Source organism: Alteromonas sp. Mac1, from assembly GCF_001562125.1.
Taxonomy (GTDB): domain Bacteria; phylum Pseudomonadota; class Gammaproteobacteria; order Enterobacterales; family Alteromonadaceae; genus Alteromonas; species Alteromonas stellipolaris.
Genome location: NZ_CP013932.1, coordinates 2,914,789 through 2,929,989 on the forward strand (window position 1 = coordinate 2,914,789; position 15,201 = coordinate 2,929,989).

Annotated in this window: 10 protein-coding genes; 2 read left to right on the forward strand and 8 right to left on the reverse strand. The window is 44.6% G+C overall.

The features are described from left to right. Positions 1–17: 17 nt before the first annotated feature. From folC to AV939_RS12430, 7 genes are all read right to left on the reverse strand, one after another. Positions 18–1,337 (reverse strand): bifunctional tetrahydrofolate synthase/dihydrofolate synthase, encoded by a 1,320-nt coding sequence (gene folC, locus AV939_RS12400; RefSeq protein ID WP_061997763.1) that lies wholly within the window; start codon positions 1,335–1,337, stop codon positions 18–20. After that, the gene (gene accD, locus AV939_RS12405; RefSeq protein WP_057790975.1) at positions 1,337–2,182 is read right to left on the reverse strand and encodes an acetyl-CoA carboxylase, carboxyltransferase subunit beta; all 846 of its coding nucleotides are present in this window, start codon (positions 2,180–2,182) and stop codon (positions 1,337–1,339) included. The genes folC and accD overlap by 1 nt, the downstream gene beginning before the upstream one ends. Before the next feature lie 242 nt (positions 2,183–2,424). Continuing rightward, a complete protein-coding gene (gene truA / locus AV939_RS12410; protein ID WP_057790973.1) occupies positions 2,425–3,216 on the reverse strand; it encodes a tRNA pseudouridine(38-40) synthase TruA in 792 nt (263 codons plus the stop codon). A gap of 61 nt (positions 3,217–3,277) precedes the next feature. Next, positions 3,278–7,969 (reverse strand): FimV/HubP family polar landmark protein, encoded by a 4,692-nt coding sequence (locus AV939_RS12415; RefSeq protein WP_061997764.1) that lies wholly within the window; start codon positions 7,967–7,969, stop codon positions 3,278–3,280. Positions 7,970–8,389: 420 nt separating this feature from the next. Then, positions 8,390–9,406, reverse strand: a complete 1,017-nt coding sequence (locus AV939_RS12420) for an aspartate-semialdehyde dehydrogenase (RefSeq protein ID WP_061997765.1) — start codon at positions 9,404–9,406, stop codon at positions 8,390–8,392. Positions 9,407–9,465: 59 nt separating this feature from the next. Beyond that, on the reverse strand, positions 9,466–10,668 hold the full coding sequence (locus tag AV939_RS12425; protein WP_057790967.1) for a 4-phosphoerythronate dehydrogenase: 1,203 nt from the start codon (positions 10,666–10,668) through the stop codon (positions 9,466–9,468). 81 nt (positions 10,669–10,749) lie between these two features. Further along, positions 10,750–11,505, reverse strand: a complete 756-nt coding sequence (locus AV939_RS12430) for a class II aldolase/adducin family protein (protein ID WP_057790965.1) — start codon at positions 11,503–11,505, stop codon at positions 10,750–10,752. A gap of 78 nt (positions 11,506–11,583) precedes the next feature. Here AV939_RS12430 and AV939_RS12435 point away from each other — a divergent pair, with 78 nt between their 5' ends. Continuing rightward, positions 11,584–12,282 carry a Crp/Fnr family transcriptional regulator gene (locus tag AV939_RS12435; protein WP_061997766.1) on the forward strand — a complete coding sequence of 233 codons (699 nt, stop codon included), beginning with the start codon at positions 11,584–11,586 and terminating at the stop codon, positions 12,280–12,282. Between the two features lie 185 nt (positions 12,283–12,467). Here the strand turns inward: AV939_RS12435 and fabB are convergent, their stop codons facing one another. Next, on the reverse strand, positions 12,468–13,682 hold the full coding sequence (fabB, locus tag AV939_RS12440; protein WP_057790960.1) for a beta-ketoacyl-ACP synthase I: 1,215 nt from the start codon (positions 13,680–13,682) through the stop codon (positions 12,468–12,470). A gap of 463 nt (positions 13,683–14,145) precedes the next feature. Here fabB and AV939_RS12445 point away from each other — a divergent pair, with 463 nt between their 5' ends. Beyond that, positions 14,146–15,165, forward strand: a complete 1,020-nt coding sequence (locus tag AV939_RS12445) for a GGDEF domain-containing protein (RefSeq protein ID WP_057790958.1) — start codon at positions 14,146–14,148, stop codon at positions 15,163–15,165. The last annotated feature ends 36 nt before the right edge of the window (positions 15,166–15,201 follow it).

A 15,201-nucleotide genomic window follows, 5' to 3' on the forward strand; every position in this document is an offset into this window, starting at 1 on the left:
GAACTTATTGTTCGTTTTTATTGTTGTTCATTTGCGTTGGTATAATCTAACACCTCAGCCACGGTAACAAAGGAACCAAAGACCAATATGAGTTCGCCTTCATGGTAATCGTTACGTGCTGCTTTATAAGCACTTGTCACATCAAAGAAGGTTTGGGTACAAGTTTTATCAAGCTGAGCATCCAAAAGTGCACCGGCCAGCACGCTTGCATCGCAGCCTCGAGGGCCAGATGTGCTTGCTAGGTACCATTGTGCATTCAGCGACGACAAAGGCGCAAGGGTTTCTGCAATAGATTTGTCTTTTAACATACCCACCACCACGCGTATTTTACTTGCAGCATAACGTGTAAGCCATTCCTGCATTGCTTTGGTTGCTTGGGGGTTATGTGCGACATCCACCACCACTAGCGGGTTGTGGCTAATTTCTTGTTGGCGGCCGGGTAAACGGGTGTTGGCAATAATTTGCTTTATCGCCGTTTCATCTGGCAGTAAGTCTAGTAACTCTAGTGCTGCAAGTGCCGTAGCTACGTTTTGCAGCGGAATGTGCGGGTATGGTAGTTGGGTAAAATCAGAATGCTTGCCCTTCCATTCCCATGTTCGACTAGGGCTATGCTCAGGGCTACTATCTGCCACAGCATTTTTAACGACGAAAAAGTCTTGTTGGGCCCACCGCCCTTCGACATTTAATTCAGCTACGATTTCTTGTAGCGAGTCTGGTGGTAAAAGCTCACCAATAACAGCTTTACCATTTTTTCGCATAATACCGGCTTTCTCGCGAGCGATTGCTTCGCGGGTATCGCCTAGCCAGTCTTGGTGATCGAGGTCAATGGTAGTAATGATGGCTAAATCTGGGTCGAGAATATTAGTAGCATCTAGCCTTCCCCCCAACCCCACTTCCAATACGGCCACATCAACACCCCAATCCTGCATCATTTTCATTGCCGCTAAGGTGCCGAACTCAAAATAGGTTAACGTGATATCGCCACGGGCTTTTTCGATAAGCTCGAAAGCGCGGCAAAATTCGTTTTCTTTCGCCAATTCACCATTTAACCGCACACGTTCGCAGTAACTCAAAAGATGAGGAGAGCTAAATACCGCTACGGTTTTACCTTGCGCAAGCATGGCTTGTTCTAGCAAGCGGCAAGTTGTGCCTTTGCCGTTCGTACCGGCCACGGTAATAAGCAGAGAGTCTTTTAAATGGATATCCATGGTATTGGCCACAGATTTAACGCGTTCAAGCCCCATATCAATGGCACTTGGGTGGATAGATTCAAGATGAGAAAGCCACTGACTCAACGAGGTTGTTGAGTCAGTATTTTGATTTTTTTGTGTATTCACTAATTCTGATGATGCAGCTTAAGTAACAAGCCGTGTAATTTATCACGCATTTCTCTGCGGTCAACAATCATATCAATCGCGCCCTTCTCAACAAGGAACTCACTACGCTGGAAACCTTGTGGTAACTTTTCGCGTACTGTTTGCTCGATAACACGAGGACCAGCAAAACCAATCAAGGCTTTTGGCTCAGCAACGTTAACGTCACCTAGCATGGCTAAACTAGCAGAAACGCCACCCATCGTTGGGTCGGTTAGTACAGAAATGTAAGGCAAACCTTTTTTACTCATTTTTGCCAATGCTGCAGATGTTTTTGCCATTTGCATGAGCGACATAAGCGCTTCTTGCATACGTGCACCGCCACTGGCAGAGAAACAAATAAGGGGTGTGTTGTTTTCAAGACAAGCATTTACCGCAGCAACAAAGCGAGCACCTACCACAGAGGCCATTGAACCGCCCATAAAGGCAAATTCGAAACTGGCTACTACAACTGGCATACCTTTTAGTTTGCCCTGCATAACAACCAAGGCATCTTTTTCATTGGTTAGCTTTTGCGCGGCCACAATGCGGTCTTTATAACGCTTTGAATCTTTAAATTTCAAGATATCTTGTGGTTCGAATTCACCACCAAGTTCTACGCGGTCACCTTCATCAAGAAAACCGTCTATACGGCGACGGGCCGTAATACGCATGTGATGATCGCACTTAGGGCAAACTTCTTGAAGTTTTTCCAACTCGCTTTTGTACAACACAGCTTGGCAAGAGCCGCATTTTGTCCAAATCCCCTCAGGTACATTACCTTTTGTGGATGTTTGCGTACGCGGAAGAATTTTTTGAATCCAGCTCATGGAAAAGGAATCCTTTATATTTATTAGCGCACCGACACTGTTTTTTCATTCGTGCTTTGTGTCAGTACTACATGAATATTTCGGTTACTTTATTGTAGCGCAAGAGAAAAATACGCACTACGTTAGTACAACCACCTAATATAGCGCGCTATTAGACCACAATACAGTAAAATGGAAAAAACAAAACTGGTCTAAGAAGTTGAACGGTAACCCATTGCTACCGTTCAGAGGCGTTCACGCTTTTAAGATTCTGGAAGAAAAAGAGGCCCAAGGGGCGATTTTGGTATACCGAAGTGCTCAGGGTAAGTTACATCAACCAAATACAACCCGTTAGGTTTAGCGGTAGTAGCGGCTTTAGCACGGTCTTTTAAAGTAAGCAGATGCGCCATCCAATCGACAGGTTGCTCCCCTGCCCCAATGCAAAGCAGTGAACCAGTAATATTACGTACCATATGATGCAAAAATGCATTTGCACGGATATCTAACACCACATAACGACCTTGCCTATGTACACTCACGCTACTCACTGTTCGGTGAGGCGTTTTGCTTTGACACAGTGAAGCTCGAAATGTAGTGAAATCGTGCTCACCTACCAACGCCTGTGCGGCTTCATGCATCTTCTCGGCGTCTAACTCGCGGTATTCGTGAGTAACACCATTGTGCAAAATAGCAGGTCGCATACGTGAGTTATAAATAACGTAACGATAACGACGATGAGTAGCCGAAAAGCGGGCGTGAAAATCATCAGAGACAGGTCTAGCCCAGGTTACGGCTATCGAGTCAGGCATGTTAGCATTAATGCCAAGTGTCCAAGCACGCTCTGGACGCTCTACATCGCAGTCAAAATGGACTATTTGGCCAGTTGCATGCACACCGGCATCGGTGCGACCAGCACAAAATACTATAATAGGCTTATTTGCGATAACGGTGAGTGCTTTCTCTAGGTATTCTTGCACGCTAGCCACGTCTTTTTGACGTTGCCAACCATGTACCGATGCACCATCATACTCGATGCCTAAGGCGATTCGCCCCATGTTTCAAACACCTCTAAATAGAAAAGCCGCTAAGTGTAGTCATACCGCACTCAACATGCAATTAACTGATGGATTTTAAAATACTCTCAGCTTCTTGCTTTTGTTCTTCACTACCTAGATTCATCACATCTTCGAGTAATTCCTTCGCTGCAACGATATCATCCATTTCTAGATAAACACGTGCAAGGTCGAGGTTTGCGTTTTGACCAGCATCTTTATCAATATCAATCACGTCATCGGCATCATTAACACCGGTGAAATCAGAAAGGCTTACGTCCAAATCAAGCTCTGCACTGTCTGGGTCTATCTCGTTGTCTTCGCCATCATCCATAAGCGCTTCTACATCCAAGAAGTCTTCTGGTGGTGTACGTGACTCGGCTTCAGCATCGAGATCCACATCATTTAACAACGCACTTAAATCTAAATCTGGGTTATCTAGCTTAAGTTCAGGCTCTGGGTCATCTTCTAGGTTTAAGCTTTCTGTCGATTCAGTGGTATCAGCTTCAAGGCTTGGTTCATCTACCTGCTCTGATTCAATGCTTTGCAGCAATTCATCAAACTCTGCACCATCTAAATCGTCAAATATCTCTTCTTGTTCTGATTCTTGTGTTCCTGATAACCAGTCATCTAGCCCTGGCACATCTTCTAATTCGTCGAAGTCGCTAGGGTCTTTGGCTGAAAGCTCTTTATTAGCTGAAGGCTCTTGATTAGCTGAAGGCTCTGGCACCACGCCATCGACTTCATGTTCTAATTCAAATTCGTCAATTTCATCAAAAGCGCTATCAAGAATACTGTCGTCGTAATCGTCGCTTTCTGGCTCTGGCTCTGGCTCTGGCTCTGGCTCTTCAGCATCATCGCTCGACTCACCAAATGTAGGAATATCATCCATCATTTGTTTATCAAACGCCGCTAACGCATCATCAAGTGGATCGGCTTCGGCTTCGGCTTCGGCTTCGGCTTCGGCTTCGGCTTCGGCTTCGGCTTCGGCTTCGGCAAGAGGCTCATTAGCGTCAGGCTCTATGTCAAAAGTATCTTCTAAGTCATCTTCATTAGTTTCATCATCAGCGTCTGGCTCGTCTGGCTCGTCTGGCTCGTCTGGCTCGTCTGGCGCAACCTCTTGACCCGTTTCAATGTCAGAATCAAGCTCAGAAAGTAAATCATCAGTTAGTAGCTCGTCTTCTTCGTCGATCTCTTCATTACTGGGACTTTCTTCATCGCTGAGGGCACTATCTACACTTTCGGGATCAGCAGATTCTAAAGCATCCTCTGAGCCATTCTCTTGGATATCCTCACGGGTATCTTCAAGGGCATTTTCACTGTCATCGTTATCAAAGTCGAGTTGAGCTTCCGCTGGCAGTGCTTCATCTACTATTTCGTCTTCGTTAAACCCATCCACTTCGTCTTGCGACTCGGCTTCTTCTAGCGAAGCTATATCTTGTATTTCTGCTTCAGGATCATCAATGACTTGATCAGCAGAACCTAAAGACTCAAGCTCTTCAAAAGGCTTATCGTCGTCTAAATCAGTTTCTAATTCATCTAAAGCTGACTCTTCTTCATTTTCGTCTGCTAGAAGCGGCTCATCAACAACAAGCTCGGCCTCTGGCTCACTATCGGCGTTAACAGCCGCTAGCAACTCATCGGCTAATGCATCGTGAGTTTCATCTTCAACGTCACTTTCAGGCTGCGCACTGTCATCACTGGTGATGGGTTCTTGTTCTTGTTCTTGTTCTTGCTCTTGCTCTTGTTCTAGGTCTGCTGCCTCTGCTGGCTCATCTATTGTTGACTCAGCATCTTCTATCGCTTCTTCTTCGATAGGCGTATCGATATCATCTTGCCCATCGGCTTTATCTTCACCTTCAAGCGCACTTTCTTCTGCAGAATCTTCCAGCGCATCGTCTAGTTCGTCTAACTCTGATTCTTCTGACTCTGTTGACTGATCAGTGTCTTCATGTTCGTCCTCAGAAAGCACGTCATCAACAGACTCTTGTTCAACGGGCTCTTCTTCAACATGCAGTTCTTCTACGGGCTCGTCATCGGCAACCGCGTCATCTACATTGTCTGGTGCTAACGCTTCAGGCTCAGTTGCTAATACAGCATCGTCAGCAAGCTCTTCATCAACAAAAGCATCCTCAGCAGGCGCTTTGTCAACAAGGTCTTGGTCAGACTCGTCAAAATCATCAGCTTCTTGCGGCTCGATTTCATTGTCTAACAGCGCATCGGGCTGAGTTTGTTCAAAATCACTGTCGATATCAGCTTCAAGTTCAGCAAGAAGCTCATCTGCAAGGGCATCGCCGGAATCTGTGTCTTCATCTGACTCAATATCTGCTTCTAGCTCAGCGAGTAAATCATCAGTAAGTGGATCATCAAAGTCACCATCAGCTTCTGGAGCTTCAGTAGCAGTGGTTTCTTCTGGCTCATCTTGAGGCGCTTCGTCTGGCTGGTTTTCAGCTTCTAATTCAGCTAATAAGTCGTCAGTAAAGGGGTCATCAAAGTCGCCATTTTCATCGAAGGCAGGCGTAGCTTCATCTGCCGCTTCGGGCGCTAAAGCATCATCTTCGGAATCAATACCCGCTTCTAGTTCTGCAAGCAAATCATCCGTTAACGGATCATCAAAATCAGTTTCCGCTAATTCAGGTTCAGCTTCCGGCTCAACACCTTCATCATCCGATTCAATGTCAGCTTCAAGCTCGGCGAGTAAGTCATCTGTAAATGGGTCAGAAAAATCATCATCTGCAGATTCATCGCCCTCAGGAGCATTCTCTTCCTCGGAGGCGCTTTCTTCCTCAAGGGTGTTTGCATCAAAGCCCAACTCTTCTTCACTTTCAGCCTGTAATTCGGAAATTAAGTCATCAGACAGGGGATCAGAGAAATCATTTGCATTCTCCATGTCTTCAACGTCAATTTCATCTAGGTCGTCAGTAATATTGTCTAGGCTCTGAATTGCTTGTGGCGAAGGTGCTGAAGCAACAGACTCTATTGTATCTTCTTCGCTTTCACTGTCTTCGTCACCTTCGTCAAGGCCACCCATCATCTCGATTTGCTCAATCTCGTTGAGCAAATCATCGGTAATACGATCGAGTTCTTGGTTCTGCTGATTAATTTCATCATCAAGCTTATCAATCATATCTTCATTAATAAGCTCATCTTTACTGTCTAGCTCATCAAGCAGCGTTGGCTCTGGTGCATTTTGTTCAAGTAAATCATCAATACTGATTTCAGGCGTTTCGTCTTCGTCATCAACACTGGGTAAAGTGGCAGTATCCTCTTCGCTTTCATTCGATGCAGACTGTGCGGCTTCAAAAATATCGTCTACTGAATCACTCGTTTCAGCTTCTGCCATCGCGCCATCTAAGATATCATCGATATCAAAGTCGTCATCTAAGGCGTCGGGTTCAGACGCATCTGGCGCTTCCTCAAAATCGGTATCGTCTTGCGCCTCGTCTAACTCTTCATCAAGGTCTGCGTCCAAAGAATCGTCAAAGTTAGCTAAGTCATCATCGTCATCACCAGATAAATCAAACCCTTCTAAACTGGTGTTTTCGTCTTCACTCAGCTTATCGGACAAATCATCGTCATCAAACAAGCTGTCTAACTCGTTCTGATCAAGCTCATCGCTACCCGACTCAAATAAATCATCTGTATCGTCGTCAGGCACCAACATGTCATCATCAAGGTCGCCGAAAGTTTCTAAATCATCATCAAGACTTTCTTCTAGTTCAGACGTAAGCACATCATCAAGCAAGTCATCGTCGTTGAAAAGATCGTCGTCCGTCAGCTCCATGCTATCGCCAAGATCTGGCTCCAGAGCACTTGCCAAGTCAGCCATGTCAGTGTCTGGAACAGGTACATCATCGGAAATTTCTGGTACTTCAGGTGCTTCCGCAGCTTCAGCTGGCTTACGTTTCAACAACCAAGCAATCAGCCCGCCTACCAGTAATAAGGTAATAATGCCGGAGCCTATAATGAGAAGCATTGGGCTAGAAAGCGAACTCCACATCGATTTTTGTTTTTCTGCTTCTCGCTGCATTTGCTCGGCTTTCATCATGTCGAGCAGCTCTTGTTGCAGCGCCACTTGCGTATCTATTTGAGTCTTAACATCGCCTTCAACTTGATTACGAAGCTCTTGAAGTTCACCGTTAACCTCGTCTACTCGTTCATACAGTTTGCGATTTTCATTTAACAAGGCTTCTACGTTTTCTAAAGACGCAGCAAATTGCATCCGAAGCTCGTCAAACTGACGGGTTTGCTCTTGATCTAAACGCGTTATTTTTTGTTCTATATTGGATTGGGTTTGGCTTAAATCGTTTTGATTTACCAAAGGCGCAGGCGGCTTGATATTTCGTACGCTGCTACCTGGTTTGTTTAGTAACTCAGCGAAGGTTCGCTCGTCACTTTCTGCTCGAATTTGTGCTTGCCTAGCATCGATGCGAGAAATATACCGTTCTGATGGCAACTTCAAGATTGAACCATCAACTAATAAATTTAAGTTCTGCTGTTCAAATGCATTGGGGTTTAGTTCATAAATAGCTGACATAACCTGATAAACCGACAGGTTATTATTTTGACGATAACGCTCAGCTATACGCCAAAGGGTATCTTGAGAATCAATGGGGCCGTATTCTAATCCAGAATACTGGCTGGTCGCGTTCTTGGGCCCTTTCAGCAGGGTAGCGCGTTCCTGTGCATCGACATTATTGTGGGGGGCTAGTAAACATAAAGTAAGTAAAACTAAGCCCGTCAAATGCAATTTCATAGCAATCCTATATGCCCTCAAGCGTCAACACCACCAAGTGTCATGGTGGAGATTCGTAGCTAAACCTCTTTTCATTGGCGCTTAAATGCGGCAAACGGGTTCAGCTTTTTATTCTTATCATTGATAGCGCCTGCGCACGAATGAAAATGCCCTATCAATACAGATTTTCTATATTACTTACCGCTATTTTTTACCTTTATTGATGTATCGACAACATCACTTAGGCCAACGGTATTTTTAATCTGGTTTAGGAAACTATAAACCAGTTATTAATGGCAATCTAGTTAGCCCTTCTGTTTTCGGTATCTATTTGTTGAATATCGATATAACTGCTTATCGGCCGAGTAAGCAAAATGTTTACTTACTCGGCAAAATCAATGTTATATCCCCTACTTTGAGCTTTGCCTACTTATCCTATGATTACAGGTAATCGCGAATTAGAGTTTCAGCAATTTGGATACTGTTAGTTGCTGCACCTTTACGGATATTGTCTGACACAACCCAAAGGTTAAGACCACAGGGGTGAGTGATATCGTTTCGAATACGTCCAACGTGAACCATATCATTGCCGCTAGCACTGCTTACCTGAGTAGGAAACTGATCGGCAGCATCATAAACTTTAACCCCTGGAGCATCTGCAAGTAATTGCTTAACCTGTTCGGCATCTATTGGCGCGCGAGTTTCTAAGTGAATGGCTTCACCATGCCCGTAAAATACAGGAACTCTCACTGCGGTCGCATTAACCAATATGCTGTCATCGTCCATAATTTTTTGTGTTTCCCACACCATTTTCATTTCTTCTTTGGTGTAGTCATTGTCTTGAAACGCATCAATTTGAGGAATAACGTTAAAGGCGATTTGGCGGCTAAACGCTTTAGTTTCGAGCTCTCGCGCATTTAACAGGCTAGCAGTTTGCTTCACCAGCTCTTCCATCGCTTCTTTTCCTGCACCAGATACAGACTGATACGTACTCACGTTAATACGGTCAATACCCACAGCATCGTGTATTGGCTTCAACGCCACCATCATTTGAATGGTTGAACAATTCGGGTTGGCAATAATGTTTCTGTTACGAAAATCAGCCAGTACGTGTGCATTAACTTCTGGCACTACAAGCGGAATGTCTGGCTCGTATCTAAATTCAGACGTGTTATCAATAACAATACAGCCTGCATCAGCTGCACGTGGCGCGAATTCAGCAGAAATGCTGCCGCCCGCTGAGAAGAAGCCAAACTGTACCAACGACCAATCGAAAGTATCTGCATCCAACACTTCTACATCTTCGCCCTTGAAGCTAATACTGGTTCCCGCTGAACGTTTGCTGGCTAGTGGATATAAACGATTTACTGGAAAGCCACGCTCTGCCAATAGTTCTATCATGGTTTGCCCAACTAGACCGGTCGCGCCTAATACGGCAACGTCAAAGGCTTGTGACATAAGTGTTGTTTCTCCTATTAATGGTATTGCTTAAAATTAGAAGGCGTTAGGCTGGCAAACTAGGCTTGCACCAAAAAACCTAACCCTTTCAATTGCTGTTTAATTTCATCTGAAGTGTTACTGGGCAATATTAGCGTATACGCACTGCATTCCCGTCGCACCCGATAGCTTTTGCGCATAGTAGCAAAGGTGTGGCTGATGCTGGCAGTAATTTCTTTGCTATCTGCACTTTCATTTTGCTGTCTTTCCAGTGCTTCCCCTAACCTTTCCCGAAAGGCGGTATCGTCATCAAGCAAGTTATAAACCTGTAGCATTAATCCTATCAAATCTTGTTTCGATAATGTGGAAGCTGACGCAGACGCCAATTCTACTTTGATGGGGTCAACAGCGGATAAATACTCGCCAAGGGTTTTAGTGCAAGGTTCTTCCAACAAATTGCATATTTGTTCGTAAACATACTGGGTACCGCGCACTTTGCCCTCAACTGAATGCCCAGCTATATGAGGTGTCATTAACCAACAATACTGCACTAGTTCGGGGTTGATGGCGGGCTCATTTTCAAATACATCTAACACTACTGTGGGCGCGTTTGGTTGTTTAAGCCTATTTAACAAAGCCTGTTCATCAATCACTTCACCGCGACACGCATTAATAAGCAACTGATTGCTACCTAGCTGCTCTAGCACATCAGCATTAATCAATTTACCTGTGGTGTGGCTGCCTGTCTTCACATAGGGCACATGAAGCGTGATCACATCACAATCGATAATGTCTTGAAAATCAACGAAGGTTCGTGGGTCATCCGCTGCACTTAGTGGGGGATCGCACAACTTATAGTCAATGTTCAATGCGGCTAATCGTTTTGCCAAGGCTGTACCTACATGCCCTGCTCCTACAATACCAACGGTAATAGCATTAATGTCTATTTTACCTGCACGGTCGGCCAAAAATAATGCGCTTAGCACATATTCGGCCACGGCCACGGCATTACAGCCGCCCGCTGAATTCCAGCTAATCCCCTGACTATCAAGCCAGATTTTATCCATGTGATTAGTGCCAGAGGTGGCAGTAGTAACGAACTGAAGTTGCGAAGCTTGGCTTAGCAACGTTTCATTGACTTTGGTGGTAGAACGCACAGCCAAGATATCTACGTTTTTGATATCTTCCGGAGTAAGGGTTTGCCATGCATAACGACTTACGTCACCTAAGCCACTAAAGTACTCGTGGCCTAAAGGAATAGTGTCTTCAAAGAGTATTTTCATGATGCTAAGTTTACCTCAATCCTACGGATTAGTAACCTTGAGCACCATGAATCAACACAGTTTTTTAGTCTAATTTAGCGCTTATTCGTCGAAACCAGGGAATCGACGTGCAACCCGCCGTTTAATACCCGGCCAAGCTAGGCTGCCACCCGCTTGCTTGGTTACCTCTGACGCTTGAGCGCGGATCCCTTGTAAAATAGCAGAATGGATTGGAATTAACTTCTGACCTGTGGCTTGCGCTTTTAACTGAATTTCGCAGGCTCGCTGAAAAATGAACATAAATAAAAACGCATCGGCAATGTTGTCGGCACAGGTAAGCAGGCCGTGATTTCGTAAAATCATAAATTGCGTATCACCTAAATCACGCACTAGGCGCGCTTTCTCATCAGGGTTCAAGGCTACGCCTTCATAGGCGTGATACGACAACGAGGCTAACGGGAACAAAGACTGCTGTGAGTAGGCTTGTAGTCCTTCCTCTAGTACTGAAAGTGCTACCCCTTCGGTGGTATGCAAATGCATAACGCACTTCGCATCGTCTCTGGCTTCGTGCACCGCACTGTGAATAGTAAAGCCCGCAGGGTTGATGTCGTACTCACTTTCCATCACCTTATTGCCGTGTAAGTCTACCTTTACCAGACTTGACGCTGTGACTTCATCAAACATCATACCGTAAGGGTTTATCAAAAAGTGATGCTCAGGCCCTGGTACCCTTGCAGATATATGAGTAAAAATTAAATCGTCCCAACCGTACATGGCCACAGCACGATAACACGCCGCCAGATCTACACGGGTCTGCCATTCTTGTTCACTCACCTGAGCTTTTGCTTTTGAACTCATCATTCGTCTCCTACATTTTTTTCTACCTTACGCCTAATTTACAAGCTAAACTGTCGGATAAACGACACTGTAATAAAAATGTTAACTCAAGAATACTCAACCGTTTTAACCAGCTCGATGTGGTTTTCTTCACTTCCTGAAAACTTGCAATGCGCCTTGCTCAATAAGGTACGGGTTCGTCATTTAAAAGCAGGTCAACAACTGCATGCTAAAGGCGAGGAAGGCATTGGTTTTTATGGTGTATGTGAAGGCCGCTTGCGTGTAATGAATATTGGCGCCAATGGCAAGGAAATGCTGTTTGCCTTGCTCGGGCCCGGCACTTGGTTTGGTGAAATCTCTCTGTTTGATGATTTACCTCGCACCCACAATAGCGTGTGCGAGATAGATACCGTTATTGCGGTTATCCCCAAAAATGCATTTAACGCAGTGTTAAAGGCACACCCTGAGCTTTATCCTCACTTTGCCCGCCTGCTTTGTTCACGAGTAAGAAGTGCATTTCAATTTATTGATTCCAGCGCAGGGCTAAATTTACAACATCAGTTAATTAAGCGCCTACTAATGCTAACCACCAGTTATGGCCAGCATTTACCCCAAGACAGCGCCATTACCCTAACCTTATCGCAAGAGTCTTTGGCGCAGATGATAAACAGTAGCCGACAAACGGTGAATCAGCTCTTAGGTGATTTACAAAACCAAGGATTACTGCATTTACATTATGGAAAAATAACGATTAGTCGCCCAAACGCTTTGTTCGCATTGCTTGTTGATGAAGAGTGACAAATAGTAGTAATAGCTGAACAGAAATAACTAAAAAACAATTGGACCGGATAAATAGGCAGTTATTCGTATGAGCGGAAGATAAGTGTGAAGACGGACAACTCGATGGGGAAAATAAAGTTCCCCATCAAGCCTTTAACCAAGTCTGTCAGCAATTCTAATACAGACTCGCTTACCGCTATTGCTTAGCCTTGGTAACGCTGCATCACTAACGTTGCGTTAGTGCCGCCAAAACCAAAACTATTAGACATAACGGTGTTCAACGTTGCTTCACGTGTTTGTGTGACAATGTCGAGACCAGCTGCTGCATCGTCTAGGGTGTCGATGTTAATTGATGGTGCAATAAAATTATTTTCCATCATCAACAAGCTATAGATAGCTTCGTTAACCCCGGCTGCACCTAATGCATGACCCGTTAGTGATTTTGTTGCACTAATTGGCACACCAGATTGACCGAACACTTCCTGAATAGCCGCCAGTTCTTTAACATCACCTACCGGTGTTGAAGTACCATGGGTGTTCAAGTAGTCAATTGGAGCAGATACATTCTGCATGGCCATTTTCATACAACGAATTGCGCCTTCGCCTGATGGAGCCACCATGTCGAAGCCATCAGAAGTAGCACCATAACCAACCACTTCACCGTAAATTTTTGCACCACGGGCTAATGCGTGTTCAAGCTCTTCCACAACAACCATACCGCCACCGCCAGAGCTAACAAAGCCATCGCGCGCTGCATCGTAAGTACGTGATGCTACTGAAGGGTTGTCATTATATTTAGAACTCAGTGCGCCCATGGCGTCGAACTGACTCGACAGTGCCCAGTGCAATTCTTCACCGCCACCTGCAAATACAACGTCTTGCTTACCCAGTTGAATAAGCTCCATGGCGTTACCAATACAATGAGCACTGGTGGCACAAGCTGATGCGATTGAGTAGTTAACACCACGAATTTTAAATGGCGTAGCAAGACACGCTGAAACCGTAGACGCCATACAACGAGGTACCATGTATGGTCCAACACGTTTTACGCCTTTTTCACGCAAAATATCTGCAGAAAGCACTTGGTTTTCAGAAGACGCGCCGCCAGAGCCAGCAATAATACCCGTGCGATCGTTAGAAATATCGCTATCTTCAAGGCCTGCATCTTCAATGGCTTGTTGCATTGCAACATAAGCATAGGCCGCCGCATCACCCATAAACCGCATAGCTTTACGGTCGATGTGCTCTTTAAGGTCGATATCGATATTACCCCACACTTGGCTTCTTAAACCCATCTCAGCGAACTGCTCAGAGTGTGTAATACCTGACTTACCTGCTTTTAATGAAGCAAGTACATCTTGTTTATTGACGCCGATGCTTGAAACAATTCCAAGACCGGTGATAACTGCTCTTCTCATAGTTTACCCTTTGCGTTGATGCGGCTATGGTAACGATTTTGATTGGTAAAGTGGTCTGCTTTGCAGCTAAAGACCCAGCACTTCACTTTTTCTAACCGCATCCTGATGCATTTGCTTTAATTATTTTTGCGCCACGTGAATTGCTTCATCCAATGTATCATGAAAGGTATATTCAAATACTAGAAGAAAATCGCAAGTTCACAAAAGCTTCACTAAATTATCAAAACAATTCCTTGGCTTTATCGGCAAGGCAAATGCGTTGATTATGATTGATATCATTATTTAATTTTATCAAACTGGTCACATTTCTTATCCATTCGTCTATCTTTAACAATTAAGATAAACACCTTGAATCAATTCAGATAACATTGTGCAGTGTCACTATTCACCGGTGCGTTTTAAAACGTGCGGTTCTTATAAGATAAAAATCTTCAGTCAAATTTGTACGGGAATACACATCACCATGGCCACGTCTAACTTTTGGGGCAACGAACTCGAATTTCGTCGTACGGTATTAAGAGTTGTTCTACTTGTTATCATTGTTGCAGGTGTCATTTTTACTATCAATAATTGGATAGTAGGCCACAGGGTATTAGCCTTTGTTGAGTTGTTGGTTGTCTTTCTTTCGCTGGCTATTTTATCGGTTCACAAAAAGACACCGAACTTGAAGTTATGGTCCTCCCTCTTTCTATTCGCCTTGTACACCGTCATTCTTATTGGCATTTTAACTGCTTCATTTACCTCGGCGCTGTACAGCTGGTTATTCATTGTTCCAGTTCTATCCTATTTGCTGTTGGGTACTAAATTAGGCACGATTTACTCTGTAATATACGTACTTTCAGGCTGCGCTATTTTGACATACCGACACATTGTGCAGAACCCTGGCACACCCGTTATCGCCATTGTAAATATTGCGCTAACACTAACGGCTATTTGGGCGTTATCCTATACCTATGAGCAAAAGCGAGCGCAAACCGTGAAGCGGTTGCAAGAAATGGCATCGTTAGATCCGCTCACCGGGCTGAACAACCGCTTGCTACTAAGCTCAATTTTCGACATGCTCTGCGAAACCTTGCCTGAAAAACAAAAATCTGTCTCTATGGTGTTAGTCGATCTTGACCATTTTAAGAAGGTAAACGACAAATATGGCCATGGCGTGGGTGATGCAGTACTAGTTGACGTATCACGAATTATCAATAGTATGCGCAGACGAAACGATTGGGCTTTTCGATTTGGCGGCGAAGAATTTTGTTTACTCATACCCGACGTTACGCCTCATCAAGCACATAGCATTGCAGAGCGTTTACGGCATTCAGTTGAACACACGTTAAGCGCAGAAGGCTTTGACGCCACCATAACCGTAAGTATCGGCGTGGCTCACTGGCCTGAAAATGGTGACGCGTTGTCTCAAATATACAAGGTTGCCGACGAGCGGCTGTATAAAGCCAAAGAACAAGGTCGCAATCAGATAGTCTCTGAATAGTCAGTTATCAACCGCATAAAGAGTTAAATTACACCG